Genomic DNA, 16689 nt, shown 5'->3' with positions numbered 1-16689 from the left:
CTCATTTACATAAGATGTGCCTGCCGCCTAAAAACCGGTGTCCGCACCGGAAACGCCTCTCATTATACATTGTCATATTTATCAGAACAATATTAAAATCAGAATTATATTTTTGTTATCGTTAAAAGATTTTTTTGCTATAAACAAAAACGGCCGCCGACAGACAGTTAGTCCCTTCCGAATCAGGCCGTTGCAAGATGCGTCTTTCTGGAGAAACGTTCCGGGATCCCTATTTGTAGCGTGCCGACAATGCTTTGCACATATACAGGTAATGGTTTCTAGGTAAAAAAATACATCCGGCTTCCTATTGGAAACCGGATGGTGATTCTATTGATGTCGGCTTAATGTCGGCTTAATGTCGGCTGTCGGGTTCGACAAGCACCTCAACCCCGCCCGCCAGCAGATACAGATAACTCTCCGCTACCTTGCGCGTCTTGAGAATCTGTTCTACGGCGCGGACGTAGAGACGGATTTGCGCTTCGTACCGCCGTTTCATCTCGGCGATAACCGCAGGCGACGGCTCTGCCGCGATCCGGTCCGTCTTGAAATCGATCAGGACCAGTCTGCCGTTCTCCTCCTCCAGCAGACAGTCGATCACGCCTTGGACGATGACGTGCTCGTCGTCCCCGATCTCCGGATCTACCTCATTGGCAGGCAGCGCCATCGTAAAAGGCAGTTCACGATAGACCTTGGCTGCCTGTTTCATTCGCGTTCCCAACGGAGAAGCAAAAAAGCGGGCAAGGTCGCGTGCGTTTACTGCCTCCGCCTGCTCCTCGGTCAAAAAGCGGCGCAGCACCAGCGAATCGATCTGCTGCCGGATGTCCGGCTCATCAAGTGGTCGGCGCAGGTCAAGCTGCTGCAGGACCAGGTGAGTTAGCGTCCCCAGTTCGGCGCTGGTCAGGCGATGGCGTGCGTCTTCGGCGAGAAAGCGCGGTTTCTCCGCAATCGACGGCAGCAGATAGGGAAAACCACTGCCCGTTTTGGCTCGCTGCTTCAGTTCGCTGACCGTCCACTTGGCGGCCAACCGGGATGCGGACGAATGGGGATCGCTCCAGCCCAGTCGGCGTTCGATCAGCGTGCGCAGCGTGTCGTCGGCCGGACGCTCGGGAATCGGTTCGCGTCGGGTCAGCCGCTCCCAGACAGAATGTCCCTCCGCCTGAGCGTCCGACTCCGCCTGCAGCCGATCCGCCAGATAAAAATGAAACGACCAGCTGGAATCGTCCGGCACCGTGCGGACCGACACCGGCTCTCCGCCGCGTTCACGCGGGTAGTCCCTGAGCGGCGCAGCCTGAGGATGTCTGAGCAGCGCGCGGCCCACCCAATCCAGGTAGCCCTTGGCCTGAATCAAGTCTTCGTCATGCAGCCGTTCGCCATCCCCCTGTCGTCCCCAGGCGGTTACACTTTTCCCCAGATCCTTGGCCGTGCCCACCAGCACCAGCTTTTCCCGCGCCCGCGTCAGGGCGACGTACAGCACCCGCATCTCTTCGGCCAGCATCTCCCGCCGCATCTGCTGCCGGATGCCCAGTGCCGCCAGACTGGGATAGCGGACCTGCAGTTGCGGCTCCACCGCCATCGGTCCAAATCCGAGATCCTTGTGCAGGAGAAACGAACTTTTTACATCCATGGTGTTAAACATTTTGCCCATCCCGGCGACAAAGACAACGGGAAACTCCAGCCCCTTGCTCTTGTGAATCGTCATGATCCTCACGACGTCTTCGCTCTCCCCGATCGTTCGGGCTTCGCCCATGTCGCTGCCCGCCTCCCGCAGTCTGTCGACAAAGCGAAGAAAGCGGAACAGTCCCCGATACGAGCCCGCTTCGTACTGCCGGGCGCGGTCGTACAGCGCGCGCAGGTTGGCCTGCCGCTGCTGTCCGTTTTCCAGGGCGGCGACGTAGTCCAGATAGCCGGTCTCCCTGTATAGCGCGGCGATCAGTTCGGCCAGCGGTTCCCGCCGCGCCTGGGTCCGCCACCGCTTCAGGCTGCGGAAAAAGCGGTGCAGTTTTTCTTCCCACTCGCATGTTGCCGGCTGTTCTTCCACATAGCGGTGCACCGCCTGATAAAACGGCCCCGCCGGATAGCTGATGCGGATGTGAGCCAGCTGCTCTTCGCGCAGACCGACGAGCGGAGAGCGGAGCACGGCGGCAAGCGGAATATCCTGCAGCGGGTTGTCGATCACGCGCAGCAGCGAGAGCATCACTTCCACCTCGGTCGCGTCAAAGTACCCCTCGCTCTGCTCCGCGTAGACGGGAATGCCGGCGGCCCGCAGCTCTTCCATCATCGCCTCGCCCCAGCCGGAGACAGCCCGCAGCAGGATCACGATGTCCCGGTAGGCCAGAGGACGCAGCCCGCCCTCTTTTTTATCGTAGACCAACAGCGGTGCCTCTCCCTCGCCCGGCTCCATCCAGCGGCGAATCCGCCTGGCAATCAGCCTTGCTTCCAACTGGGCCGTGCTGGCCTCTTCTGCCGCCTCTCCCGCAGGGGGCAGACCGGTCTCCTCGGCCTCAGCCTGATCCTCTGACTCTTCGGGGGCGGCCCGATCGATCAGATGAACCTCCGGCCGCAACCGCTCCGGTTCAGATTCCGGGTAGGCGGCCCGGCAGATGAGTTCGGCGGAACGGTCGTAGTCGATCTCTCCCACTCCCGGCGACATGATCTGCCGGAACAGGAAGTTGACCGCGTCCACCACCTCCCGCCGGCTGCGGAAGTTGGCCGCCAGGTCGATTCGTTCGCCGGGACATTCGCCGATTGATCCGGATTCGTCCTCTTCCGTCGCATACGTCAGGTACTTGTCGAGAAACAGCTTCGGCTCCGCCAGCCGGAAGCGGTAAATGCTCTGCTTCACGTCGCCTACCATAAATCGGTTGGCCGCCCCGTGTGTCTCGGCGTCGCGGGAGACCAACCGCAGAATTGTCTCCTGCACCAGATTGATATCCTGGTACTCGTCCACCAACACCTCGACAAACTGGTCGCGCAGTTGGCGGGAGACGGCGGAAGGAATTGTCTGGCCGTCCTCCGTCCGCTCCGTCAGCACCTGCAGCGCGAGATGCTCCAGGTCGCTGAAATCGACCAGCGAGCGGGCCCGCTTTTCCCGCTGAAATGCCGCTTCAAATTCGCAGACGAGCCGGGCGAGCGTCCGCATGTGCGGAGCGAGCTGGCGCAAATCTTCCACATATTGCGCTGCTGACATGGCAAAATACTGTTCCGTAAGCTCGCCCAGCGCCTTTTTCACCTCGTTGCGCAGGTCCTGCACCTGTTCTTTGACCTCGGGGGCCGCCTCCTTCACCGAAGGCAGCCTTCCAAACGATACGGCACGCACTGCCGACTCCGCCGCTTCCCATCCCTGACGGCAGGCGGCAGCAGCCCGGGCCAGTGCATCCGCCTCGGCCTCCAGGAGCGGCATGTAGGCCTGGGGGCCGTCCGGGGACGCGGCGAGGACAGCTGCCCGCCGAATTTTTCCTTCCAACGCCCTCAGCTCCAACGCCAGCGACTGGAGGACGCTTTTGGTCCAGGCCAAACTGTCCAACCCGCCGGGATCAGCCGCTTCAAACATTCCCGCCGCCTCGTCCAGCCAGCGCTCGGGCTCGGGATGGCTGCGGGAAAACTCATGCAGCCTGACGATAAGCGCTGCCAGCGGCGTGTCATCCTGGCCGTCAAGGATCAGGTCGGCCAACGCCTGAAACTCTGCATCTCGTTCGTACCACTCCTCCAACTGCTCGTCCAGCACGTCCTGGCGCAGCAGTTCGGCTTCCATCTGGTCGGCGATGCGAAAATCCGGGTCCAGTTCCACCAGGTAGTAATACTGGCGCAGGAGCGACAGACAGAAGGAGTGAAGCGTGGTGATCGTCGCCCGCTGCAGCAGCGCCAACTGCCACCGCAGATGGGCGGAGTGGGGCTGTGTCTTCAGCGTCTTGCGCAGGGCATCGCCGATGCGGTGCCGCATCTCTGCGGCGGCCGCATTGGTAAAGGTGACCACCAGCAGTTGGTCCACCCCGACCGGATCGCTTTCATCCATGATTCGCCGGATGATCCGTTCCACCAGGACCGACGTCTTCCCGGAACCGGCTGCTGCCGCCACCAGCAGGTTGCGGCCGCGCCGCGTAATCGCCCGCCACTGCTCTTCCGTCCACTGCTCAGGCTTGGCCACTTGCTGCTGTGACATCGTCGTTTCCTCCTTTACCCGTTTGCTGTGGGCCGGCCAGCATGCTCCACACCTGTTTGTTGTTCCATTTGGGGAGTTGGCGCATTTCCCCGGCGGATTCCGCGTCAAACTGGCAGACCGGTTTGTACGCGCAAAACTGGCAGGCGGACACGGTCCCCTGCACATACGGGGCGATCTGGATCTCGCCGTCGACCATGCGCTGCCCAATCGCTTCCACCGTCTCCCGCACGTACTGCTGCAGCGCCTGAAACTGCTCCGGCGTGGCAACGGATGAACGCGCCGAGAGAGTGCCGTCCTTTTTCAGTTCAAACGGCAGCAGTTCCGACGGCCCCTGCTCCACGTAAGCATCCATCATCCGTGCAAGTTCCGGGTCGGCCAGCATCAGCCCCTTCATGCGCAGCTTTTTCGCCCGCTCCCGGGCAGCCTCGTCGGGCGTCAGCAGCCGCTTGGCAGTGACGAACGGATCAGCCACCTGGTAGTAAAAGACCCCCGCCGGTTCCGCCTTTTTCCCCAGCCAGGCCTCCGCGTTGGACACCACGACGTCCAGGTAGACCAGCAGCTGCAGATTGAGCCCGTTCCACACGTCGGAGAGCTGGAGCTGCTTGGGGCCGGATTTGTAGTCGATCACACGCAGATACGGCACTTCGTCATCCAGTGACTGGTCCACGCGGTCGATGCGTCCGACGAGCAGCATTTCCGCCCCGTTTGCCAGCTTCAGCGCCAGTCCCGGCAGGTCACCGCCCGGCCCGAACGCCACCTCCAGTCCCACCGGAGCAAACCGGCTGCGCTTGGCGTGTTCTCCCAGCACGTAGATCGCCCGGCCCACGGCACGCTTCAGTTTGCCGGAGAGGAAGCGGTACCGCGCCGTCCGGGTCAGGATGCTGCTCCGCGTCGCCGGCACCAGCTCGTCCACCACCGCGCTGGCGAGTTGCATGCTGTCGGCCTCAGTCAGCCGTCCCCACTCCAGGTGTTCTTCGTTCATCTTTTCTACGGCCCGCTTCAGCGAGGCGTGGAACAACTCACCCACGTCAAACCGCTCCAGCTTGTACAGCCGCCGCTCGCCCAAGCGCAGGCCGTGCGAGGAAAAGTGGGAAAACGGACAGGACTGGAAGCGCTCCAGGCGGGAGACGCTCATTCTCAGCCGCTCGCCGTACAGCGCCCGGCTGGTCTTACCGTCGAGCGGCGCCGCCCGGTTGGTGTAACGCAGGCCGGAAAGCAGCCAGCCTTCCCGTTTTGCATCGGGCGAGCAGCGGATAAACCAGTCGTATACTTCCCACCAAAAAACAGGCAGGGTGCCGCTCTTTTTCATCCCCCGCAAAAGCGTCAGCAGATGGCGAAACAGGCGGCGCGGGTTGCCGAGCAAAAAGGCGTCCGCCTCCGCCTCCCCGGTCGGCTCGTTGTGGAAAAAGCGGTGAGGCGCCTCGGGAAGCACCTCTTTCACGCGCGAAAAGACAGATGACGGCAGCAGCGCCTTGCCCTCCTCGTCAGCCAGGGCGCAGCTCAGCGCCAGACGCAGGGAGGGGCGCGTCATCGCCTGATACAGCAGGAACGGCTCGGCCATCAGCCGCTGTCTTGCGCTTGGCGCCAATTCCACCCCCAGCTCGGCCAGCCGCTCCCGCTCCGCCTCGTCCAGGATGCCTTCTTCCTTCGGCTTGAGCGGGATCACGCCCTCGTTGACGCCGAGCAGAAACAGCGCCTTGACGTCCGGCTGGCGGGATCGCTCCATCGACCCGACCAGCACCTGATCCAGCGCAGGCGGCACCAGCCCCAGCTCAATGCTTTCCAGGCCGCTGTCGAGGACGCGGGCATACATGGCGATCTCCATCTGCTCGTCGCCCATCACCTCCACCACCTGGTCCAGCAGGTTCATCAGGCCGTTCCAGACCTGGCCGTGCACCTGGGCTTCCTCCAGATCACCAGCCTCTTCCGCCGTTCGCTGCCAACTCTCCAGCTTCTCTGGAACGTCCAACGCGGTGAGAAAGCAATACAGGGCAGCCGTCATCTCCCGCACGTTCTCCTTTTCCGCCCGCTTCAGCTCCGCCTCAAACCGCAGCAGCGGTGCAGCGTAACGGCGCCGCAGGCCGTCTGCCTCGGCGTCTTCGTCCGCCCCCGCCGGTCCGCCGAAGCGCCAGGGGGCCTCCTGTGCCCAGTGGGAGCCGTATACACCGTGCGCCAAGACGTAATTTTCCAATACGTCAATCTGGCGCCGCACTGCTTCTTCTGCGTCCGTCCCTGCTTTTTCTGCATCCGCCCCCGCTTCTGCGCCTGCCCCTTCTTCCGCTTGCGGCTCCGGACTGATCAGGTCGGTCTTGAAACAGCGAAATACCGCCTCGTACCGCCACTTCCCGGCGATTACCTCCAAGGCGGAGCGGACCAGTTCCACCAGCGGGTGGTGCATCACAGTCCGCTTCTGGTCCAGGAAAAACGGGATGCCGTAATCGGTAAAGACGGTGGCCACCTCATCGGCATACGTCCCGATCTCCCGGAGCAGGATGGCCATGTCCCGCCAACGATATCCTTCGTCCCGAGCCAGCGCGAGGATTTGCAGTGCCACCGCCTCCACTTCGGCACGCCGGTTGGCGGCAGAGAGCAGCACTACTTCGTCCGCGCGGGCAGGGGCGGGCGGCGCTTCCGGATCGCCCCATTCAAAGTAGCGGGCTTCAAGCTGCTTGAGCCACGGACTGTGAGCAAAGCGGACAGGTTCCGTCAACAGGACGGGCTGCTCCACGGCGACACCCGCTTCTCGCGCCATCGTCTCCAGCGCCCGGTACGTCCGCAGCGTGGGATGAAACAGGCCCAGTTCATCCAGGGACGCATCCCGCTCGGCCGGATCGAGACAGAGAGCGATCGTCACCCGCTTGGCATGGATCATCATCTGTTCGATCAGCCGCAGCTCCTGATTGGTAAACCCGCTGAAGCCGTCAATATACACCTCCGCTTGGCGGATGTAGGCCGATTCGCTCACCTTTGCCGCCACGCGGTTGAGAATGTCGTCGGCGTCGCAGTACCCGTCAGCCAGGTAGGCTTCGTACGCACCCATGATCAGGCGCAGGTCATGTATCTTCTGGTTGAGTGTAGCGCTCCCCCACTCCAGATTTTCCGTATGTTCAAAGGTTACTCCGTACGACTTGCACTCGCTGATCAGCCGTCCCAACTGCGCCGCAAAACCGGGCTGCAGGGCGGAACGGCCAAACACCTGCAGCTGATCCTTGTACCGTTCCAGCATCAGGCGCAGCACCATGTGCTTGCCCAGGTCGTCCACCTGCATCAGCGTCAGATCGCCCAGTTCCTGCTGCAGGCGGTGGGCCAACCGGCCAAAGCTGAGAACCTGCGTGCCGATCACGCCGCCCAGCCCGGACAGGGTGGCCAGTGTCTGCTCCGCCTGAAAACTGGCCTGCTCAGGCACCAGCAAGATGATCGGCGAGCCCAGCGGATCATCCTGCAAACGCCGGCTGATCCGCTCCAGAATCGTCCGCGTCTTTCCGGTTCCCGCCCGGCCCAGGACAAATTGGACCGCCATCCGTTTCCCTCCTCTTCGCTATTCCTCGCAGCGAGCCAGGGGCGCCATACATGCCTGCCCACCTGGCTCCCACGGCTGCACCGTTACATGTGCCGGCGCCTTTATTCCACTTCCATGCTGATTTTGCTGCCTTCTCCCAGCGGTTCAGCCGGCGTCACGATCAAACGGCGCGGCACGCGCACGCGAATCTCCGGCACGTGGCTGATCACACCGATGGTAAAGTCCTCCATGCGCAGGCGTTCCAGCGCGTCCATCACCACTTCCAGCAGCTCGGGGTCCAGCGTCCCGAACCCTTCGTCCAGGAAAAAGAACTCCAGGCGGCCGCCGCGCATCTGGATTTCCATCGAAAGCGCCAGCGCCAGCGCGAGCGACGTCAGGAACGTCTCCCCGCCCGACAGTGTACTGACGGGACGCCGCAGGCCTCCGGCTCCTTCGTCGCGCAGCACGAATTCGCCTTCGTCGCCGATCTCCAGCGCGTAGCGGTTCTTGGTCATCCGCTTCAGGTGATGGGAGGCGTCGCGGGCAATCGAGGCCAGCTTCTCTTCCGCGATAAACTGGACAAACGCTTTTCCTTCCAACAGCTTTTTCAATTCCTCCAGCCTGCTCAGCTCGTCCGTCTCCGCCTCCAGCAGCTTTTGCAGTTCCTGCCACTTGCCGTGGTTCTCCTCGATGGAGGCATACGCCTGCCGGGCGACCGCCACCTGTTCTTTGGCTGTGTGATACGCCTGTTCCCACTCGTCCCAGGCCTGCTTTGCCGCCTGCCAGTCCTCGCTGCTGACCGTACGGCCGTCCAGCGCCTGCACGAGCCGCTCTTCGTCGTAGCGGAGACGGGCCCATTCGCTTTCAAAGGCGGCAAGCCGCTCCTGGTACTGGGGCAGCAGTTCCTTTTCCCCGTACAGTTCCCTGACGCGTTCGGCCGTGCCGATGCCGCTCTCCATGAGCGCGCGCTGCAGTTCTTCCGCAGCCTCTGCCCGCTGCCGGGTAAGCACGGCGTACATCTCCGAATGCTTGACCAGATCGCTCTGCACCCGCTCCCTCGCCTCTGCAGTCTGTCTGCGCCGCTCTTCCGCCGCCGTGAGCGCCTCGCGCAGCGCCGACAGGGACCGCTCTATGAGAGTGAGCCGCTCGCTGGCCGGCGTGCCGCCGGTTCGCTCCTGCCACTGGGCCTGTTTTTGCTCCCACAGCCGGTTTCGGTCGTCATGCCGTTCACGCAGGGTAGCTTCCCGGGCCAGCAGTTCCGCGCGTGCCGATGCAGCCGCTTCCCGGCGGCTGCGCAGTTGCTGCATCTGCGCTTCCTGTTCGGAGCGAATCTGCTGCAGCCGGTTCGTTTCCCGGTCTTTTCGGCCAATCTCCGCAAACTGCCGCTCGATCTCCTCCACCGGCAGGTCGCCCCGCTTCGCATCGAGCGCTTCTCTTGCCTGGGCGACCCGGAAATCGGCCGCTTGCATGCGCTCCCGCATCTCCGCCTGCTTGCGGTGAAGCTGCTCCGTCAGCACGGTGATCCGTTCGTAGCGGCGGCGCTCTTCCGCCTCCTGTTCACGCAGCGCATCCGCCTGCTGCTGCAGCCGTTCCCGCTCGGCTGCAAGCTGTTCCCGGCGAGCGGCCTGCTCCCGCAGCGCGGCGTCTTCCCGCCGATAGGCTTCCAGCAGTTCCTCGATGCTGCCCGCTTTCCACTTGTCGCCGTAGCTTGCGCACTCCTGCCGGACGGCAGTGATTCGCTGTTCCAGCGCTTCCCGCTCTTCCCGCAGCACGTCCTGGCGCTGTTTCACGGCACTTTGCTCTGCCTTGGCCGCCTGCAGCGCTTCATAGGCGGTCCTGAGCTGCCGCTCCGCTTCCCGGAGCGCCTCCTCCACAGCTTTTGCCCGCTCGCGCAGTTCACGGCCGTCCTGTTCGCCGTTTGCGCTGTCGGCACTGCCGGACACCGCCCGGGGATGGTGCGCCGAACCGCAGACCGGACAGGGTTCGCCCTCCGCCAAACGCTCGCGGAGCAGGCGAGCCATGTTTGCTTCCTGCCAGCGCTCCCATTCCTCGCGAAGCCGGTCACGCTCCGCCTGCAGTTGGGCGAGACGCACGTCCTCCTTCTGCCACGCCGCCTCCAGATTACGGCAACGGGCTTCAGCTTGTTCGCCTTCCCGCACAGCGGCCTGCCACTTCTCCTGCCAGCCGGCCAGCTGCTGAAGCAGGTCCCGCCATTGGCGTCCCAGCTGCTTGATCTGCCCCAGCGTATCGCGGGCATGCTCCCATTCCGCGTCCGACATCAGCGGCTGTGCGTGTTGCACGTCCAGCTGTTTGCGCACCTCAGCCAGCCGAGCCGCGCTTGCTTCCCAGCTGGCGCGCAGTCTCTCTGCCTCGGCAGCTGCCTCCTGCTGCTCCCGTTCCACGCTGGAAAGCTCGGCCTCCAGCTCGCGACGCGCGTTGATCTCCCGTTCCCAGTGCTGTTTGGCCTCCCGCGCTGCCGTCAAGCGATCGCGCCACTCCGGCGTCACGACAGCCGCAGCCAGCTGTTCGGTCAGCTGCTGCCACTCGCGTTCTCCGTCTTCAAGTGCCGCTTCCACCTCGGCCAACTGTCGTGTTGTCCCGGCCAACTGCTCGCTTACCGCCCGCTGCTCCCGCTCCAGAACGGTTAACTCGTCTCGCAGCGCCGCCAGCTCTGTCTCCCACTCCGCGGCCTGAATCAGCCTGCTTTTTTGTTCGATCAAGAGCGGCTCTTCCTGCATGAGCGCGCTCTGGCAGCGCTGGTACTCGCTCTCGGCTGCTTCGTGTGCCTGCCGGGCAGTTTCTTGTTCGCGGCGGCTCTGCTCCAGCTTCTGCGCCGCTTCTGTCCACTCTGCCTCCAGCCGCTCCCACTGCTGCACCAGCGGCCAGAGGCGCACGCTGGCCTCCCATTCGGCGATCCGGGCCTTCCACTCATCCGCTTCCGTCTGCCGGGCCATCAGCGTGTCCAGCCGTTGCCGCACGCGCTCAAGCTCCTGCTGCCACTGGTAGAGCTGTTCCATTTCCTTTATTTTCTCAGCCAGCTCCTGCTTTTGTTCCGCGTAGACCTGCTCCTGTCGGGCCGCTTCCTCCAGCGCTTCCCGGGCCGCTTGCAGCGCTGTCGGGCCGGCATCGCCCAAGGACGCCGCCTCCAACTGCAGCTCGTGCAGCCTTGCCCGCGTCTTCTCCAGCGCGGCGCGCACACTTTCATTCAGCTTTTCTCCGTAGATATGTAAATGAAACATCCGCTGCAGCATCTCGTTTCGCTCGCTGCCCTTCAACGTCAAAAAGCGGGAAAACTGCCCCTGCGGCAGCACCACGGCGCGGGTAAAGTCCTGCAGCGTCAGGCCGATCAATTCCTCGACGGCCGCTGTGGCCTCCTTCGCTCTGGACTCCAGCACCACGTCCTGTTCGTCCGGCGTTTGACCGCATTGGATAAGCCGCACCTCCGGGGGACGACGTTTGCCCTTCTTGTCCAGGCCAAATTCCCGCTCGATCGTGTACCGCCGCCGTTCGCCCGCTTTGCCCAGTTCAAAGGTAAACGAGACGAACACCCGCTGCTCCAGTTGGTTCAGCACATCCTTGGGATGGCTGCCCCCTCCCTGCCGGACGACCTGTCCGTACAGGGCCAGCGTGATGGCATCGAGAATCGTCGATTTGCCGCTCCCGGTCGGGCCGAAGATCCCGAACAATCCGGCCTCGCAGAGCGTCTCAAAATCCACTTCCTGCATCTCCCGATAGCTGTGCAGGCCGGCCAGCTTCAAGCGTATCGGCTTCATCCCGTCTCCTCCTCCCTGGATTCTTCCGTCAGCAGGCGGAGAAAGAGTTCGACCAGCCGCTCGTCAGGCTGCGCGCCCCGCCTGCGCTCGAAAAAGCGGCGAAAAAGCTGGTCAGGCTGCAATTCCGCCAGCTCGGTCCGCGTTTCTTCCTGCGCTTGTTCCCGCTCGCTCTGCACCACCACGCGCCGAATGCTGACAAAATCGTCGCTCAGTTTGCGCAGCCGCTGAAATTCGGCGGGATCGATCACTTCTGACACGTGCAGTTCCAGATCGATCCATGCGCCCGCGTCTCGTCCTTCTTCCAGCCAGCGTTCCACCTGGGCGATGCCCTCCGTCGCCTTCCAGCGGGCGAGCGGCTTGCCGCTTTGCAGGTAGACGATCTCTTCCCGCACTTCTCCGCCTGGAACGATCTCCACCAGCACGACAGCCTTGCTTTGGCCGGCTTCGGAAAAACTGTACGCCAGCGGCGAACCGCTGTAGCGGATCAGGGGGCGCTCCCCCAGTTTTTGCAGGCGGTGCAGGTGGCCAAGCGCCACGTAGTGGGCTTGCGGCGGGAAGGCATCCGGTGAAACGGTCAGCGCCCCGCCGATCTGAATCGGCCGCTCCGATTCGGTTTCCTTGCCGCCCATGACAAAGAGATGGCTCATCACCAGATTGACGGTATCCTCGCGAAACCGGCCGGCCAACTCGGCAAACAGCGTCTGAATCCGCTCGGAAAAGGCGAGCTGCATCTGCTCCGGCGTGAACGTCTCGCTCACCAGCTCTTTCAGCCGCGATTCCGACGGATACGGCAAAGCCAACACGACCGCGTGATGGTCGACATCCGGCACAGCCAGCTCCAGCCACGACGGCCCTCCGTCCACGACGCGCACGCGCTGTGGCGATGCCTCCGGCCCGGACAAAAGCGGCGCTTCCTTGGGCAGGCCGAGCAGGACGATCCCGTGCTTGGAGGCGAGCGGTGCGGCCGCGCGTACACGCTCCGGCTGGTCATGGTTCCCGGCAATGACGATCACACCGCGCCTTCCTCCCGCCGACAACCGCTCCAGCGCTTCGTAAAACAGCTCTTCCGCCCAGGCCGGCGGATTGACCGAATCGTACACGTCTCCGGCGACCAGCACCAGGTGAACTTCCCGCTCGTCCGCGATCCGGCACAGCTCGTCCACAAACGCAGCCTGCTCCGCGCGTCGGTCGCGTCCTTCCAACTGCCGCCCAAAATGCCAGTCGGCCGTATGTAAAATGCGCATGCTTTCACCCTTTCCCGATCATGTGTTTGCTTTTATTGTAACAAAAGCAAAGCAGGACGCGGCAAGAAAAAGCTGCTGTGACTGTTTGCCAGGCATCTCCGTCCGCCGGTTCCTGCGGTAAGGAGGGATTTTTCCGACCAGAGCGGAAATCATCGCCTCACAAGCAAAAAGCCGCACACTCGGCATACGGCCGAATGGCGGCTTCGCTCGTTTTCACTTGTCAGTGACGAACAGTGGACGTGTGCGGCTGTTTGAGCGACTGCACGCACATGTAACTGATGACGCCAAACAGACAGGTAATGACCAGCGAGTGGAACAAGGTCGCGTACAAATGCAGTTGGAACAGCACGACCAACCCGCCGCTCAGGATCTGCAGCGCCGTCAGCACGAAGGCCAGGATGCTCGCCACGTACAGGTCGTGCCGCTTCTCCTTGAAATGGCGAACGGCGTAGATCATGGCGCCCAGGACCAGCAGGAACAGCACGGCAGCAGCCGCCCGGTGTGCGAAGTGAATGCCGGTCTGACCCACCAGGTCGGGAATCAGCCTGCCCTGGCAGAGAGGCCAGTCACTGCATCCCATGCTGGAACCCGTATGGCGAACATAGGCGCCCAGATAAACGACGCCATAGGCGTACGCGGTCACACCCCAGATGTAATTGCGAAATCCCTTGGAGACGGGCATCTGCACCCATTTTTCCCGCTTGTCCCGCTGCAGCACAAACAGGCTTAACAAAAAGACACCGGTGAAGGCCAGCAGGGAGAATCCAAAATGCAGCGCGAGCACCCCGGACGACTGCGGCCAGATCACCGCGGATGCTCCCAATATGGACTCCAGGACGATAAAGAACACGCCAAAAATGGCCAGGTTGCGCACTTCCCGGTTGCCCCGGTAGTGACGCCATGCCATCACGGAAAACACCCCGACCACGATGCCGGCAATCCCTGTGACAAACCGGTGCATGTATTCAATCAACGATTCCAACGTGTATTCCGGGACCCATTTGCCGTTGCAGAGCGGCCAGTCGTTCCCGCATCCCAAACCCGATTCGGTCTTTGTTACCAGCGAGCCGCCAATCATCACGCCCAACATGACGAGCGTGGCAACGACAGCCAGCGTTTTCAGCCATTTTTCCATCTGTGAACACCTAGCTCGAATAAATTATTGTTGTCCCTCTTTACAATAGTAAAACATCCCCCGCCATGCAAGGGATGTTCCGTTGCCATTTGTGAGCGTTAAGTGTCAAAAGTTCGCGATCATCGTGCTGACGACGACGGCCGCGCAGAATACGGTCAGGTACAGAATGGAAAATCCGAACAGCTTGCGCGCCCACGCCAAGTCATCCTTGGTATGGAAGCCCTGATACAGAAATACGATGTACAGCACACCCATGACTGCCATGACTGCCAGATAGAGGTAGCCAACGTTGCCGTACACGAACAGCAGCAGCGAGGCCGGCAGCAGCACGGAGCCCCACAGGAACATCTGCCGTTTTGTCTCGGCAAACCCTTTGACCACTGGCAACATCGGAATGCCGCCTGCTCGGTAATCTTCCGTTTTCAGCATGGCCAACGCCAGGAAATGGGGCGGCTGCCACAGGAACAGAATCAAAAACAGCAACCACGCGCTCGGGTCCATGTTGTTGGTGACCGCCACCCAGCCGATAACCGGGGGAGCCGCACCGGAAACGCCGCCGATCACGGTGTTCAGAGTGGTGACGCGCTTGAGCGGTGTGTAGATCAACACGTAGAAAATATGACCGATCAAGCCCCACACCGCTGCCAACGGGTTGGCAAAGACAGCCAGCACGACCAGACCAACAAGCAGGAACACAATACCGATCAGCAGCGCATGACGGGGGTGAATGCGCCCGGCCGCCAGTCCGCGGTCCTTGGTGCGTTTCATCTTTTGATCTAGCTCACGGTCGTAGTAGTTGTTCAGTGCCGCACCAGACATGATCACCAAGGCGGTGCCGAGCATGGTGAACAGTGCCAGTTTCCAATCGGGAAAACCGTGGGAAGCCAGCCATAGACCGGTAAATGTAGCCATCAGGTTCGACATGGTGATGCCCGGTTTGGTGAGCTGCACGTAATCGCGCCAAGTAGCCTGCTGCACCGGTTGGGGCGGCATGGCGGAATCGGTATTGAGCGATTCCTGCATCGTCACTTGCTGGTCCACGTTTCGTACCTCCTGTCTCATTTGTGCAAACATCCCTTTACATGGGCATACCGCTTCTGACGAGGAAGCGGCGGCCCGAATCTCTCACACATATTCGTTTCGGCGAATAAATCAGCTTACATTGTAACGAAACAAGTCCTGACAAGTCAACCTGCGAGGTGCGAGAGTGCGCCCGCAACTGTGGTTGCGCTGCGATTACCGTCATTGTATCAGAATAAGCAAATCCAAAACGCCGATATTCTTGACAAAATTTCAACAGGCGCTTATTTGCCGAAGATGACGTCCAGCACCCCGGCTGTTTCACCGCCCGGATATATCAGGTACAGCAAGGTGTATACGGTTACGCCCGTGATCGCTGAGCCAAACCAGACTATCGAAGTCCAGGGGCCGATTTTTTTGTGCTTCGCGTACTGCTTTTTGTACCCGTAGTATAGAGTAACCAGTCCCATCACGCCCCCCACCGTGGCCAACACAATGTGGAAGAGCAGAAAAATTTGATAAAAGATGCGAATGTTGTCCGGACCGCCAAATTGCGTATTGCCCACGAAGGCAGTGCGGGACACGTAAGTGATAAAGAAAAGGGTGGCGAAAATGGCCGCCCATGTCATCAGCTTGATGTGCGTTTCCGTCCGGCGGCGGCTGATGTAGTACCAGCCGAACGCGACAAGAATGCCGCTGATGGCAATAAAAGACGTACTGATGGTCGGGAGAATGATCGACATGACTTACACCTCAAATTGTCCGCTAATGTCTGTTATGCGTTTCCCTGATCTGCGCCGGACGCAGCCAGATCGCCCAATTGCGGTCTGGGCGCCTGCTGATCCATTGGCAAATCGTTTTGTTTCTCCTGCTTGTACCATTGGAAGAAGATGTATGCCAGCACTGAGCTGTATACTCCTTCCTGCACCAGCTTCATGATGATGCCGCCCAGGCGCTGATCCGCAAAGGCGGTATGGCTCGGAAACAGCAGCGGCGCATTCATGTAGCTTTGATACAGCGGTTCACTCGCGAAAATGATCAGGGCACAAGACGGCGTAATCAGGACGCCATTGAGGAACAGATACGCCACTTTCCGCAGTCCTTCCAACGGCTTCTCCTGCACGGGAAGCGGGTTCACGATCGGCCACCACATGCAGAAGGCAGCAAGAAAGATCACCGCGTGAATGGCGTTCATCCAGTTGTGGTTCTGGGCCGCATAGTCCAGAACCTCCGGAAAGTGATAAAAGGAAAGCAGGCTGTTGAACAGAAGTGCTGCTACCACCGGTCGGGTGCAAAAACGAAGGACGGCCTGCATCCCCCGGTTGCGGAACATGACAGCCCACAGCCAGCCCGGAATGCCCAGCATGATCATTGGCGGCAGCGCAATGAACAACAGCGCCATCTGCAGCATGTGCATGCTGAACAGGTAATGGTGCCCCAGGTAGTTGATCGGACTGCCTGCTGCCGCGTATAAGATCACCATCGCCAGGACAAAGACGGTCTTTTTCTTCCCGGTCACTGGCTCTGCGCCATCAAAGCGGCTGCGCAGCGGTCCGGTCACCAGAAAGTACAGGATGACCAAAAGCAGGGTGATCAGCAGGACTTCCGGATTCCACAGATCGGAAAACGAGCCGATCCCCGTATCGGCCGCGTTGTGATGCTGATGGTGGTTATGCATGTATCCCTACTCCTTTCTTACTAGAAAGGGTGCCCTCCATTTAAACTTCATTATACCGCGAATTTGCGCTTTCTTGGTCTTGTAAAAATGAACAAACTCGCACAAATATTCGGCTGTTGGCAGCACGTCCACTGTCGGCCACGCCCCTGCCCGCGTCGCGTTTTGGAGCGGACACCATCCA

Annotated in this window: 8 protein-coding genes; all 8 read right to left on the bottom strand. The window is 61.3% G+C overall.

Annotated elements, in window-relative coordinates:
* Window positions 1-352: 352 nt before the first annotated feature.
* The 8 genes from addA to Q7F15_RS02995 all read right to left on the bottom strand — a co-directional run bounded on the left by addA (window position 353) and on the right by Q7F15_RS02995 (window position 16508).
* On the bottom strand, window positions 353-4159 hold the full coding sequence (gene addA / locus Q7F15_RS03030; RefSeq protein ID WP_304415082.1) for a helicase-exonuclease AddAB subunit AddA: 3807 nt from the start codon (window positions 4157-4159) through the stop codon (window positions 353-355).
* A complete protein-coding gene (gene addB / locus Q7F15_RS03025; RefSeq protein ID WP_171566250.1) occupies window positions 4131-7679 on the bottom strand; it encodes a helicase-exonuclease AddAB subunit AddB in 3549 nt (1182 codons plus the stop codon). The genes addA and addB overlap by 29 nt, the downstream gene beginning before the upstream one ends.
* A gap of 101 nt (window positions 7680-7780) precedes the next feature.
* Complete coding sequence (locus Q7F15_RS03020) at window positions 7781-11431, bottom strand: AAA family ATPase (RefSeq protein WP_212132843.1); 3651 nt, start codon at window positions 11429-11431, stop codon at window positions 7781-7783.
* The gene (locus tag Q7F15_RS03015) at window positions 11428-12675 is read right to left on the bottom strand and encodes a metallophosphoesterase family protein (RefSeq protein WP_171566252.1); all 1248 of its coding nucleotides are present in this window, start codon (window positions 12673-12675) and stop codon (window positions 11428-11430) included. Before Q7F15_RS03015 ends, Q7F15_RS03020 begins: the two co-directional genes overlap by 4 nt.
* A gap of 220 nt (window positions 12676-12895) precedes the next feature.
* Window positions 12896-13810, bottom strand: a complete 915-nt coding sequence (locus Q7F15_RS03010) for a COX15/CtaA family protein (protein WP_304415081.1) — start codon at window positions 13808-13810, stop codon at window positions 12896-12898.
* Between the two features lie 105 nt (window positions 13811-13915).
* A complete protein-coding gene (gene cyoE / locus Q7F15_RS03005; protein WP_171566254.1) occupies window positions 13916-14851 on the bottom strand; it encodes a heme o synthase in 936 nt (311 codons plus the stop codon).
* Window positions 14852-15114: 263 nt separating this feature from the next.
* Window positions 15115-15573: a DUF420 domain-containing protein gene (locus Q7F15_RS03000; RefSeq protein ID WP_171566255.1), complete on the bottom strand. Its 459-nt coding sequence runs from the start codon at window positions 15571-15573 to the stop codon at window positions 15115-15117.
* A 32-nt stretch (window positions 15574-15605) separates the two neighbouring features.
* Complete coding sequence (locus Q7F15_RS02995; RefSeq protein WP_171566256.1) at window positions 15606-16508, bottom strand: cytochrome c oxidase assembly protein; 903 nt, start codon at window positions 16506-16508, stop codon at window positions 15606-15608.
* Window positions 16509-16689: the final 181 nt, after the last annotated feature.

This window comes from Brevibacillus aydinogluensis (assembly GCF_961514395.1).
Taxonomy (GTDB): domain Bacteria; phylum Bacillota; class Bacilli; order Brevibacillales; family Brevibacillaceae; genus Brevibacillus; species Brevibacillus aydinogluensis.
Note: the sequence above shows the minus strand (reverse complement) of the source record. Positions and strands in the feature narration are given on the sequence as shown.

Excerpts from the sequence above, each read along its gene's own strand:
- addA (WP_304415082.1), bottom strand. The coding sequence starts at position 4,159 with ATGTCACAGCAGCAAGTGGCCAAGCCTGAGCAGTGGACGGAAGAGCAG.
- Q7F15_RS03010 (WP_304415081.1), bottom strand. The coding sequence starts at position 13,810 with ATGGAAAAATGGCTGAAAACGCTGGCTGTCGTTGCCACGCTCGTCATG.
- Q7F15_RS03015 (WP_171566252.1), bottom strand. The coding sequence starts at position 12,675 with ATGCGCATTTTACATACGGCCGACTGGCATTTTGGGCGGCAGTTGGAA.
- Q7F15_RS02995 (WP_171566256.1), bottom strand. The coding sequence starts at position 16,508 with ATGCATAACCACCATCAGCATCACAACGCGGCCGATACGGGGATCGGC.
- Q7F15_RS03020 (WP_212132843.1), bottom strand. The coding sequence starts at position 11,431 with ATGAAGCCGATACGCTTGAAGCTGGCCGGCCTGCACAGCTATCGGGAG.
- Q7F15_RS03000 (WP_171566255.1), bottom strand. The coding sequence starts at position 15,573 with ATGTCGATCATTCTCCCGACCATCAGTACGTCTTTTATTGCCATCAGC.
- addB (WP_171566250.1), bottom strand. The coding sequence starts at position 7,679 with ATGGCGGTCCAATTTGTCCTGGGCCGGGCGGGAACCGGAAAGACGCGG.